Annotated in this window: 21 protein-coding genes and 1 riboswitch; of the genes, 12 read left to right on the top strand and 9 right to left on the bottom strand. The window is 60.2% G+C overall.

The window, feature by feature from the left end; translation table 11 throughout:
- Position 1 precedes the first annotated feature (1 nt).
- Complete coding sequence (locus ACYQ1A_RS09565; RefSeq protein WP_499361851.1) at positions 2-457, top strand: hypothetical protein; 456 nt, start codon at positions 2-4, stop codon at positions 455-457.
- A gap of 82 nt (positions 458-539) precedes the next feature.
- Complete coding sequence (locus tag ACYQ1A_RS09560) at positions 540-1,181, top strand: glutathione S-transferase family protein (protein WP_499361850.1); 642 nt, start codon at positions 540-542, stop codon at positions 1,179-1,181.
- Here the strand turns inward: ACYQ1A_RS09560 and ACYQ1A_RS09555 are convergent.
- The gene (locus ACYQ1A_RS09555; protein ID WP_499361849.1) at positions 1,178-1,498 is read right to left on the bottom strand and encodes a helix-turn-helix domain-containing protein; all 321 of its coding nucleotides are present in this window, start codon (positions 1,496-1,498) and stop codon (positions 1,178-1,180) included. The genes ACYQ1A_RS09560 and ACYQ1A_RS09555 overlap by 4 nt on opposite strands.
- A gap of 136 nt (positions 1,499-1,634) precedes the next feature.
- On the bottom strand, positions 1,635-2,915 hold the full coding sequence (gene aceA, locus ACYQ1A_RS09550; RefSeq protein ID WP_499361848.1) for an isocitrate lyase: 1,281 nt from the start codon (positions 2,913-2,915) through the stop codon (positions 1,635-1,637).
- A 473-nt stretch (positions 2,916-3,388) separates the two neighbouring features.
- Between aceA and grpE the strand changes: the two genes are divergently transcribed.
- The 6 genes from grpE to ACYQ1A_RS09520 all read left to right on the top strand — a co-directional run bounded on the left by grpE (position 3,389) and on the right by ACYQ1A_RS09520 (position 10,867).
- Positions 3,389-3,940 (top strand): nucleotide exchange factor GrpE, encoded by a 552-nt coding sequence (gene grpE / locus ACYQ1A_RS09545; RefSeq protein WP_499361847.1) that lies wholly within the window; start codon positions 3,389-3,391, stop codon positions 3,938-3,940.
- Positions 3,941-4,118: 178 nt separating this feature from the next.
- Positions 4,119-6,065, top strand: coding sequence for a molecular chaperone DnaK (gene dnaK / locus ACYQ1A_RS09540; RefSeq protein ID WP_499361846.1), 1,947 nt, complete (start codon positions 4,119-4,121; stop codon positions 6,063-6,065).
- Between the two features lie 77 nt (positions 6,066-6,142).
- On the top strand, positions 6,143-7,276 hold the full coding sequence (gene dnaJ / locus ACYQ1A_RS09535) for a molecular chaperone DnaJ (RefSeq protein WP_062225117.1): 1,134 nt from the start codon (positions 6,143-6,145) through the stop codon (positions 7,274-7,276).
- 284 nt (positions 7,277-7,560) lie between these two features.
- Positions 7,561-9,999 carry a sensor domain-containing diguanylate cyclase gene (locus tag ACYQ1A_RS09530; protein WP_499361845.1) on the top strand — a complete coding sequence of 813 codons (2,439 nt, stop codon included), beginning with the start codon at positions 7,561-7,563 and terminating at the stop codon, positions 9,997-9,999.
- Between the two features lie 33 nt (positions 10,000-10,032).
- On the top strand, positions 10,033-10,389 hold the full coding sequence (locus ACYQ1A_RS09525; RefSeq protein ID WP_499361844.1) for a 5-carboxymethyl-2-hydroxymuconate Delta-isomerase: 357 nt from the start codon (positions 10,033-10,035) through the stop codon (positions 10,387-10,389).
- Between the two features lie 19 nt (positions 10,390-10,408).
- Positions 10,409-10,867 (top strand): GNAT family N-acetyltransferase, encoded by a 459-nt coding sequence (locus tag ACYQ1A_RS09520; protein WP_499361843.1) that lies wholly within the window; start codon positions 10,409-10,411, stop codon positions 10,865-10,867.
- On the opposite strand, the gene ACYQ1A_RS09515 is transcribed toward ACYQ1A_RS09520, so the two are convergent.
- The 5 genes from ACYQ1A_RS09515 to ACYQ1A_RS09495 form a co-directional block, all read right to left on the bottom strand.
- On the bottom strand, positions 10,848-11,075 hold the full coding sequence (locus ACYQ1A_RS09515; protein ID WP_499361842.1) for a cysteine-rich CWC family protein: 228 nt from the start codon (positions 11,073-11,075) through the stop codon (positions 10,848-10,850). The two genes, ACYQ1A_RS09520 and ACYQ1A_RS09515, sit on opposite strands and share 20 nt — an antisense overlap.
- 5 nt (positions 11,076-11,080) lie before the next feature.
- Positions 11,081-11,887, bottom strand: a complete 807-nt coding sequence (gene thiD / locus ACYQ1A_RS09510; protein ID WP_499361841.1) for a bifunctional hydroxymethylpyrimidine kinase/phosphomethylpyrimidine kinase — start codon at positions 11,885-11,887, stop codon at positions 11,081-11,083.
- Positions 11,884-12,522 carry a thiamine phosphate synthase gene (gene thiE / locus ACYQ1A_RS09505; protein WP_062225874.1) on the bottom strand — a complete coding sequence of 213 codons (639 nt, stop codon included), beginning with the start codon at positions 12,520-12,522 and terminating at the stop codon, positions 11,884-11,886. The genes thiD and thiE overlap by 4 nt, the downstream gene beginning before the upstream one ends.
- Complete coding sequence (gene thiM / locus ACYQ1A_RS09500) at positions 12,519-13,316, bottom strand: hydroxyethylthiazole kinase (protein ID WP_499361840.1); 798 nt, start codon at positions 13,314-13,316, stop codon at positions 12,519-12,521. The genes thiE and thiM overlap by 4 nt, the downstream gene beginning before the upstream one ends.
- A gap of 60 nt (positions 13,317-13,376) precedes the next feature.
- Positions 13,377-13,468, bottom strand: a riboswitch (TPP riboswitch).
- A gap of 57 nt (positions 13,469-13,525) precedes the next feature.
- Positions 13,526-14,179 (bottom strand): hypothetical protein, encoded by a 654-nt coding sequence (locus ACYQ1A_RS09495; protein WP_499361839.1) that lies wholly within the window; start codon positions 14,177-14,179, stop codon positions 13,526-13,528.
- Between the two features lie 407 nt (positions 14,180-14,586).
- Here ACYQ1A_RS09495 and ACYQ1A_RS09490 point away from each other — a divergent pair, with 407 nt between their 5' ends.
- The 4 genes from ACYQ1A_RS09490 (at position 14,587) to ACYQ1A_RS09475 (ending at position 19,766) form a co-directional block, all read left to right on the top strand.
- The gene (locus ACYQ1A_RS09490) at positions 14,587-15,603 is read left to right on the top strand and encodes a tetratricopeptide repeat protein (protein WP_499361838.1); all 1,017 of its coding nucleotides are present in this window, start codon (positions 14,587-14,589) and stop codon (positions 15,601-15,603) included.
- 84 nt (positions 15,604-15,687) lie between these two features.
- A complete protein-coding gene (locus ACYQ1A_RS09485; protein WP_499361837.1) occupies positions 15,688-16,845 on the top strand; it encodes an iron-containing alcohol dehydrogenase in 1,158 nt (385 codons plus the stop codon).
- A gap of 170 nt (positions 16,846-17,015) precedes the next feature.
- On the top strand, positions 17,016-18,032 hold the full coding sequence (locus ACYQ1A_RS09480; protein WP_499361836.1) for a tetratricopeptide repeat protein: 1,017 nt from the start codon (positions 17,016-17,018) through the stop codon (positions 18,030-18,032).
- A 147-nt stretch (positions 18,033-18,179) separates the two neighbouring features.
- Positions 18,180-19,766 carry a tetratricopeptide repeat-containing diguanylate cyclase gene (locus ACYQ1A_RS09475; RefSeq protein WP_499361835.1) on the top strand — a complete coding sequence of 529 codons (1,587 nt, stop codon included), beginning with the start codon at positions 18,180-18,182 and terminating at the stop codon, positions 19,764-19,766.
- Positions 19,767-19,872: 106 nt separating this feature from the next.
- Here ACYQ1A_RS09475 and ACYQ1A_RS09470 read toward each other — a convergent pair whose 3' ends face one another.
- Together ACYQ1A_RS09470 and ACYQ1A_RS09465 are read right to left on the bottom strand one after the other, a co-directional pair.
- Positions 19,873-20,124, bottom strand: a complete 252-nt coding sequence (locus ACYQ1A_RS09470) for a hypothetical protein (protein ID WP_499361834.1) — start codon at positions 20,122-20,124, stop codon at positions 19,873-19,875.
- 80 nt (positions 20,125-20,204) lie between these two features.
- Positions 20,205-20,705: a hypothetical protein gene (locus tag ACYQ1A_RS09465; protein ID WP_062224207.1), complete on the bottom strand. Its 501-nt coding sequence runs from the start codon at positions 20,703-20,705 to the stop codon at positions 20,205-20,207.
- Positions 20,706-20,875: the final 170 nt, after the last annotated feature.

The following is a 20,875-nucleotide window of genomic DNA, read 5'->3' as shown; positions in this document are numbered from 1 at the left end:
AATGAGTGAAGTTGTTCCGCGGTTATCGGCGTACACGCATTACATAGGGCTGTTGGCAGCGGTGATCGTGCCAGCGGTGCTGCTGTTCAGCGTGGTGTCGGTGTTAGTAAAAGTGCAGTTGATGCGCTTGGGTATCAGCCGGGAAAGCAGCATGGCCCTGGCCGATGTGGCGACATTCAGTACCTTGTCGCTACTCTGCAGCCTGTTTTTCTGGCGCGAGGTGTGGCGACATTCATTACTGACGTGGGGCGTGATGTTTCGCCCGGTGTGTGTCGGCATGATTTTTAATTTTTATTTTGGACTGGCCATCGTTACGCGGCTGGTTACCGATCAGGTCTGGCATATGCAAACGGGGCTGGCTATCGGCACGGCTTTTGCCCTGTGCGCCCTGGTCTCCAGCGTCCTGGGCTGGACGTTGCTGCATCTGCGCCCCCACGGCTATGCCGCGGTGGTGTGATCTGCAGATATATATAAAGCGGGCCATGCCCCGCCGCACAAGTTAGCGCCCATTACTACAAACACGTAACCGGAGGAACTGGATGTCGGATCTAGTCAAACTGTGGGGCCGCAAAAACTCGTCCAATGTGCAGCGAGTACTCTGGTTGCTCGCCGAGCTGGACGTGGCTTACGAACGCGTCGACATCGGTGGCGCGTTTGGCGGGCTGGATACCCCGGCCTATCGCGCGCTGAACCCATACGGCCGTATTCCGGCCTTGCAGCACGGCGACGTCGCCGTGTGGGAATCCCACAGCATTTTGCGTTATCTGGCATCCACCTTCGGTCATCCCCGATTCTGGCCCGCCGCACCCGCACAACGGGCTGCGGCGGATAGCTGGCTGGATTGGTCACTCAGCACCTTGCAACCCGCCTTCGGTGATCTGTTCAGCGTGTTTTACCGGACGCCGCTGGCCAGGCAAAACCCGGCCGCCATCGACCAGGCCATCTCCCGCCTTAACCCGCTGTGCCAGTTTATCGACGCACAACTGGCCGATCGCCCTTATCTGGCAGGCGAGCATCTAACGCTGGCCGAGTTTGGCGCCGGCGTGACGCTACATCGCTACTTGCACCTTGATATTGCCAAACCGGACCTGCCCCATCTGCGGGCCTGGTACCAACGTCTGTTGCAACGCCCGGGCTATGCGCAGCATGTGGCGGTGACGTTTGAGGAATTGCGCGGCTAGGCCACCACCAGATCAATCTTGCCGGTGCCGTCTTCATTGCGGGCCGGCTCGATCACGATCTGTGCGTCGTAGCCCAGTTGCGTCAGGCAATCCAGCAAGCGCATTTCGCTCAGGCTGCGAAACTGGCCCTTGAGGATGTTGTTAAGCCGGGCTTCGCTAAAGCCCAGCAATTCCGCTGCCCTGCGCCGCGACAGGCCCTGGCGCTGGATTACATCCGATAACACCACCACCAGCCGCGCTTTGATCAGCATGGCGCGGGTTTCGCGCATGCCAAGTGCTGCGTAAATGTTCATATAGCCAGAACTGACGTCGCTCATATCTGCTCTCCGCAATAACGATAATCTGCCGAGATCAGATACCTCCCTCTGTCGCAACGATTTGATGCAGCGCAAAAAAACCGGCCCCGCGTATCAGTTGCGGGGCCGGCTCTACTGCGCAGGTCGTGCCTTGTGCTTAATGGAACTGTTCTTCTTCCGTCGAACCCTTCAGCGCGGTGGTTGAAGACTGACCTTGCTGTATGGTCTGGGTCACCGCATCAAAGTAGCCAGTACCCACTTCGCGCTGATGCTTGACCGCGGTAAAGCCACGATCAGCCGCCGCGAATTCGGCCTGCTGCAATTCAACAAAGGCGCTCATGCCGCTGCGGGCGTAGCCGTGCGCCAGGTTGAACATGCCGTAGTTCAGCGAATGGAAGCCCGCCAGGGTAATGAACTGGAAGGCGTAACCCAGTTTGCCCAGCTCGGCCTGGAAGGTGGCGATGGTGGCGTCGTCCAGGTTTTTCTTCCAGTTAAACGACGGCGAGCAGTTATACGCGAGCAGTTTGCCCGGGAATTTGGCGTGGATGGCTTCGGCAAATTTGCGCGCATATTCCAGATCCGGCTTGCCGGTTTCGCACCAGATCAGATCGCAATAGGGCGCGTAGGCCAGGCCGCGGCTGATGGCTTGTTCGAGGCCGGCTTTGGTCTTGAAGAAGCCTTCCGGCGTGCGTTCGCCGGTGCAGAACGGTTGGTCGTTGGCGTCGACATCGCTGGTCAGCAAGTCAGCGGCTTCAGCGTCGGTACGTGCGATCAGCACGGTGGGGACGCCCATCACATCAGCGGCCAGACGTGCGGCCACCAGTTTTTCCACCGCTTCGCGCGTCGGCACCAGCACTTTGCCGCCCATATGGCCGCATTTTTTAACGCTGGCCAACTGGTCTTCAAAGTGCACGCCGGACGCGCCGGCTTCGATCATGCCCTTCATCAGTTCAAAGGCATTCAGCACGCCGCCAAAACCGGCTTCGGCATCGGCCACAATCGGGGCAAACCAGTCCAGGCTATCGTCGCCTTCGGAATGCGAAATCTGGTCAGCGCGCTGCAGGGTGTTGTTGATGCGACGCACTACTTGCGGCACCGAGTTCGCTGGGTACAGCGACTGGTCCGGATACATTTCGCTGCCGAGGTTGGCGTCTGCGGCGACTTGCCACCCCGACAGATAAATCGCTTTCAGGCCCGCTTTGACTTGTTGCATGGCCTGGTTGCCGGTCAACGCGCCCAGCGCATTGATGTACGGCGTTTCATGGAGCAGTTTCCATAGCTTGGTCGCGCCGGTGTGGGCGAACGTGTGCTGCACTTGTAGTGAGCCACGCAGTCTTTCAACATCTGCGGCCGTGTAGGGGCGCTGAATGCCTTTCCAGCGCGGGTTTTCCCGCCATTCCTGTTCCAGTTGTGCAATGCGTTGTTCACGTGTGGTCATGGCGTACTCCCGCGTTAAATATGGGCTAGATGGGCGTTTAAGCCCGATCTGGATCTCTCCAGGGCAAGTTGAGCGCGTTGATATTGCGCTGCAGCAAACAATGTAGTCGGAATAAAAATGCTACATATCGGGGAAATCACTTACAGCGCGGTTTCAAATAAATGCGTGGTGCGCTTACATGGCGGCTAACACGGTTTAGCCCGCGTTTCGGGAAACTACCGCATGTCGCACAGGTGCAACGCAGCGTTGCTTCTCGCTAAAATGCGCGACGATTTTTTTCCAATAAAGGTCTGCGTAATGCCGCAGACCTGGAGCAAGCAGTGGTTTTTTCGCAATGTGCAGAAACCACGATGGTGTGGGCAGCTTGCAGACCGGCGGGCTGCGAGATGTCCATGCCAGCGTGGTTCTCCCGCAATACCCTTGAAAAGAGTGGGGGGATCCCCATTTCGCTTGCATCGCAATGGAGGTATGTAATGTCGGCCGAGAACCAAAACCAGCAACCCCAGCAAGACCTGCAGCACGAGCAAGGCGTCGAAGTGCAAGAACCGCAAGTCATTGCCGAAGACGGGCAAGAACTTGAAGTCAACCTCGAAGCCCTGCTGGCCGAACTGGATAAAGCCCGTGCGGATGTGCTTTATGTCCGCGCCGAGGCTGAAAACATTCGCCGCCGTGCTGCCGAAGACAATGAAAAGACCCGCAAATTTGCGATCGAACGTTTTGCGCGTGAACTGCTGGCCGTCAAGGATTCGCTCGAAATGGCCCTGCTGGACCAATCGGGCAATATTGAAAATCTGAAGGTGGGCGTCGATCTGACGCAAAAGCAGTTGATTGCCGCATTTGAAAAGTTTGATCTGGCTGAGATCAACCCGGTGGGCGAAAAACTCGACCCCAACAAGCATCAAGCCATTTCGGTGGTGCCGTCCGAACAAGACGCCAACACCGTGGTGCAAGTGATGCAGAAAGGCTATGAGTTGTCCGGCCGTGTGATCCGCCCGGCGATGGTTGTGGTCGCCGCACCTAAATAAGTATTTGACTGGCCAGTTTGTGGTGGCAGCAGGCGAGAAACAGCAGGAAATAGTCCGTCGCTATCGTTTCTCTTGAAAAGCCCTATGACATCCCCACTTGCTCACCAGGGTTATTGAACAAGTAGCGTGTAGAGCGTGTTCGCTCTGCCGCGCAACAATAGTTAGAGGATTGATTACTATGGCAAAAATGATTGGTATTGACTTGGGCACGACCAACTCGTGCGTGGCTGTGATCGAGAACGGCCAACCCAAGGTGATTGAAAACTCGGAAGGCGCTCGCACCACCCCGTCGATCATTGCTTATCTGGATAACGACGACACCCTGGTGGGTGCCCCGGCCAAGCGCCAGGCGGTGACCAACCCGCGCAATACGCTGTACGCGGTAAAGCGCCTGATCGGCCGCAAGTTTGAAGAAAAAGAAGTTCAGAAAGACATCGACCTGATGCCTTACTCCATCGTCAAAGCCGACAACGGCGATGCATGGGTAGAAGTGCACGGCCGCAAGATGGCCCCGCCGCAAATCTCGGCCGACGTGCTGCGCAAGATGAAGCAGACCGCCGAAGATTATCTGGGCGAAGAAGTGACCGAAGCCGTGATTACCGTACCGGCTTACTTTAACGACAGCCAACGCCAGGCCACCAAAGACGCGGGCCGTATTGCCGGTCTGGACGTCAAGCGCATCATTAACGAGCCGACTGCCGCCGCACTGGCGTTTGGTCTGGACAAGAACGAAAAGGGCGATCGCAAGATTGCCGTGTATGACCTGGGCGGCGGTACGTTCGATATTTCGATTATCGAAATTGCCGATGTGGATGGCGACAAGCAGTTTGAAGTGCTGGCCACCAACGGCGATACCTTCCTGGGCGGTGAAGACTTTGACCAACGCATCATCGATTACATCATTGCCGAATTCCAGAAAGACACCGGCATCAATCTGAAGCAAGACGTGATGGCGCTGCAGCGTCTGAAAGAAGCTGCGGAAAAGGCCAAGATCGAACTGTCTAGCAGCGCGCAGACCGAAGTAAACCTGCCGTACGTGACGATGGATGCCACCGGCCCGAAACACTTGACGCTGAAAATCACCCGCGCCAAGTTCGAAAGCCTGGTCGACGAACTGATCGAGCGTTCGATCGAGCCGTGCCGCGTAGCACTGAAAGACGCTGGCCTGAAAGTCACCGACATCGATGACGTGATCATGGTCGGCGGCCAGACCCGTATGCCGAAGGTGCTGGAACGCGTCAAAGAGTTCTTTGGCAAAGACCCGCGTCGTGACGTGAACCCGGATGAAGCCGTGGCCGTAGGTGCTGCCATTCAGGGCGCCGTGCTGTCGGGCGATCGTAAAGACGTGTTGCTGCTGGATGTGTCGCCGCTGAGCCTGGGTATCGAAACCCTGGGTAGCGTGATGACCAAGCTGATCCAGAAAAACACCACGATTCCGACCAAGGCATCGCAAGTGTTCTCGACCGCGGACGACAACCAGAGCGCCGTCACCATCCACGTGCTGCAAGGTGAGCGTGAGCTGGCCAGCGCCAACAAGAGCCTGGGTCAGTTCAACCTGGAAGGCATTCCGGCTGCGCCGCGTGGCACGCCGCAGATCGAGGTGGTGTTTGACATCGATGCCAACGGCATTCTGCACGTGAGCGCCAAGGACAAGGCCACCGGCAAAGAGAACAAGATCACCATCAAGGCGAACTCGGGTCTGTCGGAAGACGAAATCCAGCGCATGGTGAAGGACGCTGAAGCGCACGCCGAAGAAGACAAGAAAGCACGCGAACTGATCGACGCACGTAACAGCGCCGAAGGTCTGGTGCATCAGGTCAAGAAATCGCTGACCGACTACGGCGACAAGGTTTCGGCTGAAGAAAAAACCAGCATCGAAGCAGCCCTGAAAGAACTGGAAGAAGTACTGGGCAGCGACGACAAGGATGCGATCGAAGCCAAGTCCAACGCGCTGATGCAAGCCAGCCACAAACTGGCCGAGCAAATGTACGCAGCACAAGGCGGTGACGCCGGTGCGGCGGCAGGCGCAGCAGGCGCGGGTGCGGCCGGTGCGCAAGCCGGTGGCGCCAAGGAAGACGGCAATGTAGTCGACGCCGAATTCACGGAAGTCAAAGACAACAAGTAAGCGGGCGTTCCGGCCCTGTAGCAAGGCACGGCGCCATTTAATGGTGGCCGTGCCTTTCGTTTAAGCGAGACCCAAGAATGGCAAAGAAAGATTTCTACGAAGCGCTGGGCGTAAATCGGGACGCTTCGGATGACGACATCAAGAAGGCTTTCCGCAAGCTGGCGATGAAGTACCACCCCGATCGCAACCCCGATAACAAAGAATCCGAAGAGAAGTTCAAAGAAGTCAAAGAAGCCTACGAGATTCTGTCTGACCCGCAAAAGCGTCAGGCTTATGACCAGTACGGCCACGCCGGCGTTGATCCGCAAGCCGGTATGGGCGCGGGCGGCGCGGGCTTTGGCGGCTTTGCCGATGCTTTCTCCGACATCTTTGGCGATATCTTCGGCGGCCAGCAAGGCGGCGGCCGTGGCGGTCGCAACAATGTCTATCGTGGCGCCGATCTGCGCTACAACATGGAAATCACGCTTGAAGAAGCGGCGCGTGGCGTTGAGCGTCAGATCAAGATTCCGTCACATGACGAATGCGGCACATGTCATGGCACCGGTGCCAAGCCCGGCACTGAAGCCAAGACTTGCCACACGTGTGCGGGTCAAGGTCAGGTGCGCGTATCGCAAGGCTTCTTCTCGATCCAGCAAACCTGCCCCACCTGCCACGGCAGCGGCAAGTACATTCCGGACCCGTGCCGTACCTGCCACGGCAGCGGCCGCGTGCAGACCAACAAGACATTGGCGGTGAAGATTCCGGCCGGGGTGGACGAGGGCGATCGCATACGCTTGTCGGGCGAGGGTGAGGCTGGCGTCAATGGCGGCCCGCACGGCGACCTGTACGTGGTGATCCACATCCGCCAGCACAATGTGTTTGAGCGCGAAGGCAACGATCTGCATTGCGAAATGCCGATCAGCATTACCGCGGCGGCACTCGGTGGCGAAATCGAAATCCCCACGCTGGACGGCAAGGCGCGCATCACCATTCCGGCGGGGACGCAGTCCGGCCAGGTGTTCCGTCTGCGCGGCAAAGGCATCAAGGGCGTGCGCAGCTCGGTGCATGGCGATCTGATGTGCCATGTGGCGCTGGAAACGCCGGTGAACCTCACCGGCCGCCAGAAAGAACTGCTGCGCGAATTTGAAGAAATCAGCCAGGGCGCACCGGATAAACATAATCCGCGTGCCAAGTCCTTTATGGACAAGGTGAAGGATTTCTTCGGCGGCTGAGCATCGCGCCGCAGGCCGCGTCAGCTACAAGCTGAATCGACCGCAAACCCACAGCCGCCGGCGTTTTCCGGCGGCTTTTTTACGCCGTTTATCTTGTACGCGTGTAAAAACATCGGTTCCAGCCCGCATTCGGCATGGATTTGCGCGCTAAACCAACTCTTACTAAATCAATCAGCCTGTTGCAAACGATTGTTTTTATCTTGAGAATGGCAACGATTACCCAAGAACAGATCAGCAGCGGCTGATTCAACGTACGAGAACCTGCACACGGCGAGGAGCCTCCCATGCTGGACATGCTGAGGGAGTGGCTGAACACACCCGGCTTTATGCCGCATGGACATTGCTTTTTGTGGACGCCCACCCTGCTGTGGATGATGGTGGCGGCCGACGGCGTCATTGCCGTTTCATATTTTGCGATTGCCTTCGGGCTTTGGTATTACATCCGCCGCCGCCGCGATTTTGGTTACAAGCCGCTGGCCGCCATGTTTGGCGCATTTATCTGCGCCTGCGGCATTACCCACGCGCTGGCCATCTGGGACATCTGGAATTTCTCTTACTGGCTGGAAGGCTACGCCAAGCTGGTGACGGCGATTATTTCGGGCGCCACCGCCATCATGCTGTGGCCGATGATTCCACGCTTGCTGGCGCTGCCCAGCCGCGATGAGCTGGCCGAAACCAACGCCGAACTGCAACGCCAGATTGCGCTCACCAAAGCCACGGCCGAAACCCTGGAAGTGAGCGAGCGCCGTTATCGCCAGCTGGTCGAAACCGCCGTCGAGGGCATCTGGACGCTGGATAACGAGGGCTACACCACCTTCGTCAATCGCACCATGGCCGAGATGCTCGGCACCACCGAAGAAGCCATGCGCGGTCGGCATCTATTTGATTTTATGGATGCCAGCGAGCAAACCCTGGCCCAGCGCAATATGGCACGGCGTTTGTCGGGTGTGGTGGAGCGGCATGACTTCCGCTTTCGCCGTACCGATGGCACGCCGCTCTACGCGATTGTTTCCAGCGGCCCCATCCACGATGAGCATGGCGAAGTGATCGGCATGCTGGGCGTGATCACGGATATTACTGACCGCGAGCGCATTGCCAATGAGCTGGCTGAGCTGACCGCTGGCCTGGAATACCGGGTGCAGGAACGCACCGCCGAACTGGCGCATGCCAATCGTGAACTGGAAAACAGCATTGCCGAGCAACAGCAAACGGCCATGGCGCTGCAAGAACAAGAAACCTGGCTGCGTGCGATTCTGGATAGCACGGTCGACGGCATCATCACGCTGAATAGCCAGGGCGAAATTCTCAGCGCCAATCCGGCCGCGACGCACATCTTTGGCTACCCTGGCGTGGAGATGCTCGGCCGCAGTATCCATGCGCTGATGCCCGATCTGTTTAAAGAAGACGTCGACGACCATCGCCCCGGCGCGGTGTTTCCGATTGATCACGGCAAGGTGGTAAACGGCGTACGCCATGATGGCGCGCAAATCCCGGTCGAAATTGCCATCAGCGAGCTACGTCTGTCGGGCGACCGCCAGTTTGTCGGCATGTTGCGCGACATCACCGAGCGCCAGGAAAACGAAGAAAGCATCCGCTTGCTGAATCGCGAACTGATCAAGGTCAACAGCAACCTGGAACTGCAAGTGACCGAGCGGCAATCGGCGGAAGGCCAGTTGCAGGTGGTGAATACGCAATTGCAAACCCTGGTGGGCTCGCTCAAACGCCAGACCGAAGAGATTGGTCTGCTGAACGAAATGAGCGAGTTGCTGCAAAGCTGCATGGAGCTGACCGAGGCCATGGGCGTGCTGGCCACCTTCTCTGGCCGCTTTATCGGGGCTGATGCCGGATGCCTGTATCTGGCTGAGCGCAACGGGGGCTTGCTGCAACGCATAGGCTCGTGGGGCGGGCGCGATGAGGAAAGCGAAGTGGCGTTGCGCCACGAAGATTGCTGGGCCATGCGCCAGGGGCGCCTGCATCCGCTGGCCGATTTGCAAGCCAATCTGATCTGCAAACATCTGCATCTGGAAGAACAACGCTACAGCTTGTGTATTCCGCTGTACGCGCAAGGCCAGAACGTGGGCCTGCTTAACTTGCGCCGCTCCGAGCCGTTTATTGATGGCGATGGCAATCTGGCACGGGCGCAGCAAATCATGCTCTCGTTCTCAGAACAGGTGGCGCTGGCGCTGGCCAACATCAATTTGCGCCAGCGGCTGCAAAATCTGTCGCTGCGCGATCCGCTCACCGGTTTGTTCAACCGGCGTTATCTGGACGAACAATTCGAGCTGGAACTGGCACGCGCGCGGCGCGGCGGCGGCCGTTTTGCCGTGCTGATGATGGATCTGGATCACTTCAAACGCTTTAACGACAACTTTGGCCACGACGCTGGCGATTATCTGCTGCAGAACGTGGCGCGCACGCTGTTGGCCACCGTGCGCGAAGGCGATGTGGTGTCGCGCTGGGGCGGTGAGGAATTCATGATCCTGATGCCCGAAATCGATCAGCCGGTGGCCGAGCAGCGCGCCGAAGCCATCCGTAGCGAAATGGGCTTGTTGCGCCCGGTGTTCCAGCAACAACCCCTGGGCAAAGTCAGCGTCTCGATAGGCTTGTCTTTCTTTCCGCAACACGGCCACACCGCGCAATTGTTGATTGCTGCCGCCGATCATGCGCTGTACGCCGCCAAAAGCGGCGGTCGCGACCGCGTCGTGATCGCCACCACGCCTTGAGCGTGCCTTACCCAAACACGGAGTCCGTTTGCAATGCCCAATGTCACGCTGCATTACACCGAAAATATCGGCACACATCTGCAGGTGCCGCTGCTGCTCAAAGACATCCACGATGCGCTGATCGGCCTTGGCATCTTCAAGACCCATGACATTAAAACCCGTGCGCAACTGGCCACGGAATACCGGGTGGGCGACGGGCAATCGCAATATGGCTTTGTGCATCTGGTGGTGGCAATGATGGCCAGCCACGCGCCGGAGAACAAACAGCGCGTGGGTGAAACCCTCACCGCCTTGTTGGTAGAGCGTCTGCGCCCAGGGCTGAATGCGGTGGATGGGCAGATCCGGGTCGAAGTGATCCCGATTGATCCAGCCCTGTATTTTGCGGCGTGACGTGGTGGAGGCCTGGGCCGTGCTGCACTTTGAAATCCAGCTGGAGACGCCCGCACAGCCTGATGTGGTGCGCCTGATCAGCGCGCTGGATGCCTATCAGACGCCGCTATACCCCGCCGACAGCACACACGCCACCGACATCAGCCGTCTGACCTATGCCGATGTGGCCTTTGCCGTGGCGCGCACGCCCAGCGGTGAGGCAATTGGCTGTGGCGGCATTTTGCTGACGCCGGGGCATGGCGAACTCAAGCGCATGTTTGTGCAACCGGCCTGGCGCGGGCACGGCGTGGGGAGCGCCATGTTGCGCTTTCTGGAACGCCAGGCGCGCGGGCACGGCGTGCGTTGCGTTTATCTGGAAACCGGCGTGCATCAGCCGGAAGCGATCGGACTGTATCAGCGCGCCGGTTACGAAGCCTGTACCCCGTTTACCGGCTACAAGGCGGATCCGCTTAGCCTGTTTATGCTGAAGGCGCTGTAGCCGCCTGCACACCGGCAGCGCAACGCGGGCAGAGACAGGCCCGCTCAAGCGCGGCTTGGGGGAGGGCGGCCAGTGCCGCCGGGTTGATCTCGGCTTGCATGCACCAGCAATCACTGGCGGCCGTTTGCGCGGCGATGGCGCATTGATTGAGCGCGCCGCATAAGGGGCAATGCGCCGCGTCCACACCCAGACCCGCTGCCGCCGCCATGACCGTCACCACCAGGCATGAAAATGATGCACCGGGCCGATGCCGTGGCCCACTTCCAGCCGGTCTGCCGCGGCCAGCGCCGCCTGCAACCACGCGCGCGCGGCTACCAGCGTGCTGGCCCAGTCTGCATGACGGGGCCGCAGCGCGGCCAGTGCCGCCGACAAGGTACAACCCGTGCCATGCGTGTTGCGGGTAGCGATGCGGGGAAGGGCGATACGCTGTTGGCCTTGCGGCGTAATCAGCCAGTCCGGGCTGTGTTCCGCCGGCAAATGGCCGCCCTTCATCAACACCGCCTGCGCCCCGGCCGCCAATAGCGCCTCGCCTTGTTCGCGCATATCGGTTTCAGTCAGCGCGATATCGCAACCGAGTAGCGCGGCGGCCTCAGGCAAATTGGGCGTGATCAGGCTGGCGTGCGGCAACAAGCGCTCGCGCAAGGCGCTTACCGCAGCAGCGTGCAGCAAAGCATGGCCGCCTTTGGCAATCATCACGGTGTCGAGCACCAGATAAAACGCGTGCTCTTGCCGGGCGTAATCCAGTCGCTCGGCCACGGCTTCGATGATTTCGCTGTTGGCCAGCATGCCCAGTTTGACGCTGTCGACGCGGATATCGCTGAACACGGCATCGATCTGCGCGGCCACAAACGCTGCCGGCACCGCATGCACGCTTTGGACACGCCGCGTGTTCTGCGCCGTGAGCGCGGTGATGGCGCTCATGCCATAAGCGCCCAGCGCGGAAAACGTCTTGAGATCGGCCTGGATGCCCGCGCCCCCGCCGGAATCGGAGCCCGCAATGGTTAATGCGTTGACGTTCATGCGCGCGCTCCGGCGATTTCATCAGCCAGCGCGCGCGTGACCAACGGAATATCGGTCTGGCCACAAATCGCCGAGACCACCGCCACGCCATCCGCGCCCGCTTTGATCAAGGGCGCGATGGTGCCTGCTTTGATACCGCCGATGGCGACGGCGGGCAGGCGTTTGGCCCCCATCAGCACGGCAAACTGGTCCAGCCCGATCACCGGCGCGGCATCCAGCTTGGTGGTGGTGGTGTAAACCGGGCCCACGCCGATGTAATCAATCAGATCTAGTGGTGCGCCGCCCAGATGTGCCACGTTGGAGGTGGACAGCCCGATGATCTTGCCCGGCCCGAGCAAACGGCGCGCGGTTTCAGCAGGCAGATCGGCCTGGCCCAGATGTACGCCGGCGGCATCCACGGCGAGCGCGATATCGACATGATCATTGATGATCAGCGGCACGCCTTCGTGATCGAGCAAAGCTTTGAGCGCGCTCGCAGTCTGCAGCCACTGCCGTTTTTTCCAGCCGGGGGCGCGCAATTGCACGACGCTGACGCCGTGGCGCGCGGCAAGGCGGGCGGTATCCAGCATGCCGTTATGCCCGCCACACAGATCGGGATCGAGCACCAGGTACAGCGATAAATCCAGTGGCTTCATGCGGTCAGCTCCTGCAAGCGCGCGGGGTCGAGGTTGTACAAGGCATCCAGAAATGCCGGTTTGAACGAGCCGGGCCCGGTGCTGGCGGCGGTGGCGCTGGCGCCGCACAAGCCCGCCACGGCGCAGGCGGCGGCAACGGCGTGCAGGCGATCCGCTGTGCCAGCGGTAAACGCGGCGACCAGGCCAGACAAGGCGCAACCGGTGCCGACCACGCGCGTCATCAGCGGGTGGCCCCACGGCGCGCTCAAGGTACGTTCGCCATCGGTGATGTAATCGGTCTCGCCTGTCACGGCCACAATGGCGCCCGTATCGCGCGCCAGTTGTTCGGCTGCGCTGACGGCATCGGCCGAGCCCGCCGTGCTATCGACGCCGCGACCCTGGCCCCCAAAGCCCGCCAGCGCCATGATCTCGGAGGCATTCCCGCGGATGGCCGCCGGTTGCAGCCGGATCAGTTCGCGACACGCGTCGGTGCGATATGGCAATACGCCTGCCGCCACCGGATCCAGCGTCCACGGTACGCCCGCTGCGTTGGCGGCGGCGACCGCCAGATGGATGACGCGCAACTGGCGCGGATGCAGCGTGCCCACATTCACCAGCAAGGCTCCGGCAATCGCCGCAAAGCCTGCAGCTTCTTCTTCGGCCACGATCATGGCAGGCGCGGCGCCGACGGCCAGCAGCACATTGGCCGAGATTTCCTGCACCACTTCATTGGTCAGCAGATGAACCAGCGGGGATTGCGCGCGCAGGCGGGCGAGGTGTTGGGCGACGTGGTCGAGGCTAAGCGGGGTAGGCAAGGCAAGGCTCCTTTTGAGGGCAATTAGCGTGCTGACCGGAGCGGATCGGGCGCGCAGCAAAAGAAGGCCAGTGGACTTCCCTACGCCGGCATGATCCGGATCAGGTGATGCGGGTATGTCTCAGCCCATAGCGGGCACCCCGAGTCAGCCGCGATTTTGCGCCTGCCCCACTGCCGGGGGCAAGCCTTGCCTTGCTGGAGAGCGCGGTTTTAAAAGCCGTAACTGAGCCCGACGCGGACCACCGGAAACCATGTCAGCTGGTCGGCCTTGTTCTGGATTTCGTCACGCTCTTCATCCAGCCGCGCCTGGGCATCGGCATTGGGCAAGGGGATCGACGAGGTCAGGCTGACATCGGGCCGACCATAAGCCACGCCGACATCAGCAAAGAAGCCCAGACCGCCGTTGGGGCGGCGTGCGCTACCGTAGCCCACGCCCAGATAGGGTCGCACCGAAGGCAGATCGGCTTTGAAATCAAGATGCTGTCCATCCAGGTTATAGGTCACGCCGTTGGACGTATACGTGGTGTTCTTGGGCGTGCCCTGGCCCTCGGCATCGTTGTTGCCTGCAAAGAAACCCGCGCTGATACGCCAGGCGTTATGCCACGGGTAAAAATCGGCAAACACGGCGGCAGATCTGAAATCGAGTTTGCCATCGTAATTGGCGCTGCTGGTGTCAAAGCTGCGGTTGTAGTGGAAGGCGTCGGCCTCGATGCGGCCGCCCCATTGCTCCGAAAACGCACGGTTGTAGCCCAGCACAAAGCCGGTGGTGCCAAAGCCGCCATACACCGCGTTATCCGCCGCAGGCGCCATGCCTGCTGCACCCCAGGCTGCCGTCGCCACGGCCGCATAAATTGCCAGCTTCATTACGCTACTCCTCGAAAGATTGTTATCAGTCAGCGTGAGCACGGGCAGGGCGTTTCAAACGCAATTAATATTGCCTGCGCTGACTTACATCATGGTCGATGCCACGGCGGCTGTTGTAAGACCCGCCCGTGCGCTTTTGTAGGACAACCGACCACCCGCGACGAACGGCAAAATCGCCAGCGGAGCCAGCCAGGTGACCAACGGCGGGGTGGCATCCGCGCTGTGGCTTTTCTGCCATCAACACCGCGCCAGCCCGCTACAGACATGACAGTATTTATGCGCCCTGGCCCGCAATCGGCTTGTCAAGTCGCCCATCTAGCGGTCAGCTACGCGTCATCCAATCTTGTAGGACGGACACTTTCATGCCAGGCTGGCGCCTTTGATTGCAAACGCGCGCAGTACACACCATGCAACTGACCGGGGTCGCGCACATCGACGCCTTAATCGATGAAAGCGAACGACATACCTATGACGACGCGGTGCTGGCCCTCCGGCTGGCAACGCAAGCGACAGGGTTGATCGATGCCGAGACCGAACCCACGGTCGCCGTCCGCGCCTTGCTGCGGCTTTCGCATATGCAGCTGGCGTTTGGCCAGTTGCACGACGCGCAAATGGTGCTGTTGCGCGCGCTCACCGTCGCCGAAACCTCCGATCTGGAAACCGAACGCGGCGAAATCATGCATGCGATGGCCAGCATCTATTACACGATTGGTGAATACGACGACGCCATCGACAACTGGGCCGATTGCCTTGACCCGCGCAATGTCGGCTTCAGCGCCAACACCCGCATTCATGCGCATATCGGCGTGGGCCAGATCTATTTTGCCCACGACGCTTTCGATACCGCACTGGCCCACCATCGCCGCGCCGAAATTCTGGCCGATCAGGCCCATGCTCCGGCCGAACTGCGCTGCCGGGTTTTGATCAACGTGGCCATCGATTGCCTGCGCATGATCCGCCTGGTCGATGCGGTTGAAGCACTGGAAAAAGCCCTGCCGCTGGCGCGCGAGATCGGCCATTCCGAATACCTGGTCGAGATTGCGGTCTACCTGGCCACCACCGCGCTGGAATGCGAAGACCTGGTGACCGCCGGGCATTGGCTGGATGTGGCTGACAATATTGATATCGTCTGGCGTTGGGGCCAGAACCTGCGCATGTTGGCACGCGGTCGCTGGTACCTGATGTCTGGCGATCTACCGGCGGCCTTGCGCGTGCTGCAACAAGCGCTCGATCTGGCCTCGGATCTGGGCGTGTCGCACAAGACTTTCCAGGCGCATCACCTGCTGGCGCAAACCTGGACGCGCATGGGCGATCTGGCGCAGGCCGAACTGCATCACCGGCGCTATCAGGAAATCTTTAACAGCATCGTGCGCCCCGGTACCTTTGCCCGGCTGCAGGCGCTGGAACAACGCCTGGTCGCGTAATCCAACAACGCATGCATGGCACACGCTGACGCTGGCCGTGCGGGCAGCAGCGTACAATTGCGGGATTCCGTTCAGGAGCCGCGCATGAAACCGTTTACTTTCCACAATCCCACTCGTATTCACTTTGGCACTGGTCAGATCGCGCGCTTACGCGATGAGATTCCGGCGGGCAGCAAGGTCCTGCTGGTGTATGGCGGTGGCAGTATCAAAAAGAATGGCGCGTATGAGCAGATCAGCGCCGCGCTCAGCGATTGCACCGTGCTCGAATTCGCCGGTATCGAGCCCAATCCCGAATTTGAAACCTTGATGAAGGCCGTGACACTCGGGCGCGAACAGGGCGTGGCATGGATCGTGGCGGCGGGCGGCGGTTCGGTCATCGATGGCGGCAAGTTTATTGCCGCGGCAATCGCGCTTGATCCGGCGCTGGACCCCTGGCTGATCGTCGGTAACCGGATCAAGCTGGAGGCCGCCTTGCCGCTAGGCGCGGTGTTGACACTGCCGGCGACGGGGTCGGAAAGCAACCTGGCTTCGGTGGTGACCCGCCGCGCCACGCAAGACAAGATGTCATTCAAGAATCCGCTGGTGTTTCCGCGTTTTGCGGTGCTGGATCCGGGCTTTAGCGCCACCTTGCCCGCGCGGCAGATCGGCAATGGCGTGGTCGATGCGTTTATCCACACCACCGAGCAATATCTGACCTATCCCGCGGGTGCGCTAGTGCAGGACCGCCTGGCCGAGGGCATATTGCAAACGCTGATCGAAGTCGGCCCCACAGCCCTGGCCCAGCCTGACGACGAAACCGCGCGCGCCAACGTGATGTGGGCCGCCAACCAGGCGCTGTTTGGCCTGGTCGGCGTGGGCCAGCCACAAGACTGGGCCACGCATGCCATCGGCCATGAATTGACCGCGCTGTACGGCATGGACCATGCACAGACGCTGGCGGTGACCTTGCCCGCCTTGCTGCGCGCAACCCTGTCCGACAAGCAGGCCAAGCTGGCGCAATACGGGCGCCGCGTCTGGAATCTGCAGGGTGATGACGTCAGCGTGGCGGAACAGGCGATTAACGCCACTGCCGACTTTTTCGAGCGCATGGGCGTCAAGACGCGGCTGGATGATTACGGCGTTGACCCCGCCGACGCCGCGCAAAAAGTGGCTGAGCAACTTACGCGGCACGGCCGCGACAAGCTGGGAGAGCTGGGCAAACTGGGGCCCGCCGAGTGCGCGCAGATCGTGGCCGCCAGCTAGCGCACAAGGCACAGACCCGCGCCCGGCGTTGTGGGGACTCAGGCCGGGGCGGGCGGCCGCTGGGCGTGGCTTGCACGCCACGGCCGCTCAAGGCAGCATTACGATAATTCTGATCGTAAGCGTCTTCTATTCTGAGACGACGCATTCCCCGCTATTCCGAAAGGCACACCTTGAATCAATCCGAAATCGACGACCTGCTGGCGCAGGCACGTCGAATTACGTCTTCGCAAAGTGCGCAAGCGCTGGCGCTGGCTGACCAGGCCCGCGAGGCCTCGCGCGCCCTCGGCTATCGGCAGGGCGAGGCGGCCGCGCTGGTGGTGCACGCGTCTGCTTTATATATGTTTGGCCGGGGTAGCGAAGCGCTGGATGATCTGATCGGCGCGCTGGAAATCGGCGAGAAAAATGATATCGGCTGCACCCGTGGCGCGGCCCTGCAAATGGTGGCGCGCGTGTATTACACGCAAGGCCAGTACGAGCGCGCCAGCGATTGCTGGCTGGCTTGCCTGGAGTTGCCGGACAGTGCCGTCGCACCGGAATTCCGCACGCGCGCGCATGTGGGCCTGGGGCAGTTGCTGTTTGCGCACGAACAATACGAAACCGCGCTGGCGCATCACCGCCGCGCGGCGGACCTGGCCGAGGCACAGGACGATCCGCATCTGGTCAGCATCTGCCTGATCAATATCGCGGTCGATCTGATGCGGTTGAATCGATTTGAAGAATCGCACGCCACACTCAAGCAGGCGCTGCCCCTGGTGCGTGCCGGCCAGAATCTGGAATACGAAGCCGAGATTTACAGCGTGGTCGGGCAGATTCATCTGGCACGCGGCGAGCTGGACCGCGCACGCATGAGCCTGATGGTGGCGCTCAAGATCAACCGCCTGCATATCAATACCTGGGGCGAAGCCAGCAGCTTGCTCTGGCTGGGCCGCAGCAGCATGGGCAGCGGCTATTACGAGAGCGCGCAAGATGAGTTGCGCCGCTCGCTGGCGCTGGCCGAGGCCATGGGATCGCAGCATTTGCTGGCGCAGGCGCACCGCGCGCTGGCCGAGCTGTACGCCCGCTGCGAAGACCACGATGCCGCCGTGCAGCATGAGACGGCCTACCAGACCCTACGTAACCAATTGCTGCAACAGGCCTATGCTTCGCCGCAACTCGCCACCATGGAATTACGCCTGAATCAGCAATAACACCGTTCAAGCCTGGTTTGTCTGCCGTCCGTACCGTAACAACATACGCCTTATTGTCATGTTGCTTACGATGATGTTGTAATTCGCGCTGGTGCATCCATATTAGAGCTGATGCATATTGAAAGCATAAAGCGAGTTTCAGCCGGCATGGACCAGACCACCCCCACCCCCACCGAAGTCGATACGCTCAACCAGAGCGCGCGCGCCATGTACCGGGCCATGAGCGCTGATGCCTTGCCGCTGGCCGAAGAAGCCTGCCGCAAAGCCGTTGCCATCGATTATCGCTATGGTTTTGTCGAAGGCTTGCTCAACCACGCCCGCGCACTGACCTTGCTGGGCGGTTACCAGGAAGCCATCGCGCTGATGCGCCACAGCCTGTTTCTGGGCGAGGAATATGGTTTCCGGCTGCATATTGCTGATTGCCAGCAAGAAATCGCACGCGCTTATTACACCTTGGCCGATTACGACACGGCGCTGATGTACTGGGCCAGTTGCCTTGATGTAGCCGTGGTGACTGACGACTATGAGTCCTATGTGCGCGCCCAGATCGGCATAGGCCAGGTGCATTACGTGCACGATGAATTCAACGCCGCCTATATGCATCACCAGAAAGCGCGGGAGCATCTGGAGCGGGTGAATGACGAGAACCTGAAAGCGGCCATCCTGATCAATACCGGCCTGGATTTGTGCCAGCTGGGCCGCTACGACGACGCGCTGAGCGAACTGCAGGCTGGCCTCAGCCACGCGCGCAGCATGGGCAACCGCGAATACGAAGCCGAAGCCGCTGGCGCGCTGGGCGTAGTGTTGCTGGAAATCGAACGGCTGGAAGAAGCCGAAAGCGCTTTGCTGGCGGCCATCGAACTGAACCGCAAGCTGGGTAATCTGTGGGGCGAATCGTCCAATTTGCTGGCGCTGGGCAAACTCAAGATCAAACACAACGAGTCCGGCGTGGCGGTGGCGCATCTCAAGGACGCCTTGCTGCAAGCGCAGACCATCAGCGCGCCACAGTTGTCCTTCCAGATTGAAGAAGCGCTGTCGATGGCGTACGAATCACTGGGCGGCTATCGCGAAGCGCTGGAGCATTACAAGAAATTTGCTCTGATGCGCGTCGAAATCCTCAAGCAGGCATCGCCGCACAAATTACAAGCCATCGAGATGCGTTTGCAGATCGAAAAAGCCCGCATCGAAAATGCCGACCTGCGCAAAGCGCAGGCCACGCAGCGCCAGGCACTGCGCCGGGCCGAACGCATGGCCAGCCAGGACAATCTGACCGCCGTGCACAACCGGCGCGGGCTGGAAGTGACCGGCATGCATCTATTCAAACGCGCGCGCGAACAAAGCCAGCCTTTGTCGGCGCTGATGATAGACGTGGATCACTTCAAGCGCGTCAACGACGATTACGGCCATCCGGTGGGCGACAAAGTGCTGCGCCAGATTGCTGCGTTGCTTAAATCCGGCTGCCGCCAGGACGATATCGTGGCGCGTTACGGCGGTGAGGAATTCACCATTGTGCTGCCGGGGCGTGACGCGGCGGGCGCATCGGAAGTGGGCGAGCGTCTGCGCCGGCTGGTGGAGGGTTATCGCTGGGCGCGGGTGCAGGACGGGATGGCCATTACCGTGAGCGTGGGCGTAGCGGCGGTGGAGCCGCATATGGATTTTCAGGCCTTGCTGGAGCGGGCTGACCGGATGTTGTACAGAGCCAAGACGGAAGGCCGCAACCGCGTCGCCGGGTGAGGTGTGAGGAGGGCGCTGGAGCACGGTTATTTTGCGTCCCGGCGGTGCTCGCAATCCTCATGGCCCGCCTGGCCATTCCGGTTGCTGCGCTCCGGCGGTACGCAAACTAACCGCACTCGAGCGCCCTCGACATGGTGTTGTGATGCGTGCAATGCGCTTCGCTGTTGCCAAAGCCAAAGCCAAAGCCAAAGCCAAAGCCAAAGCCAAAGCCAAAGCCAAAGCCAAAGCCAAAGCCAAAGCCAAAGCCAAAGCCAAAGCCAAAGCCAAGGCCAAAGCAAAGCCAAAGCAAAGCCAAAGCCAAGGCCAAAGCAAAGCCAAAGCCAAAGCCAAAGCCAAAGCAAAGCCAAAGCAAAGCCAAAGCAAAGCCACGCTACTTACTGCGGTCAGGGGAGATTGGCGTTGCGGTGGCGGTGGCTTTGAGACGGGCAGCGGGGTGGGTTACGTTGCGGTTTCTTCGTCCGGGTGGCGGGGCAGTTCTTTGGGCCAGACGGTTTGGGCGCGGTCCATGACTTCTTCCAGGTTCTGCATGGAGTCGAGAATGCTGAAATGTCCGCTGAGCCAGGAAAAACCGAAGGTCCAGCGACCGGCGTCGTTGATGATGCCGCTGGTCACGCGAAAGTACGGCTCGCCGCAGTAGCTGACGTTGACGTTGAGGGCCAGGCGCACGCTGCGCAGGCAGTAGATGCCGGGCTTGACGTGGAACATGAACAGACTGCCGTTGCTGGTCTGCGTTCTGGACGAGTACCAATCTTTGGTCTGGATATTCTGTAGTTCAAAGTCGCCGTAGCCTATCGCTTCGTTTTGCGGATGATCACGTTCATCCAGCAGCGACCCCCTGAGCTGGATCAGCAGGACCGTGTCATCATCCGCGGCCTGCGCAGGCGTGCTCCCCAAGGCGGCGATCAGCGCCGCCATGCCCATTAGCAAGTTTGTTTTCATTGGTTTTTACCGTATGTAGACCAGCCTTGACGCTGGCGTCGCATAGCGTAAAGCGCCGTTACTGCGCCGACATAAAAACCTCTTTCCCATGTCGTAATGTGTTGCAGTGCAGAGACAGCTGGCGGTAAGTCTGGGTGGATGGAACGGGTTGGGGCAGGGGCGTGGTGCAT

The organism is Silvimonas sp. JCM 19000, assembly GCF_054652575.1.
This window is presented reverse-complemented; position numbering and strand designations above follow the sequence as displayed.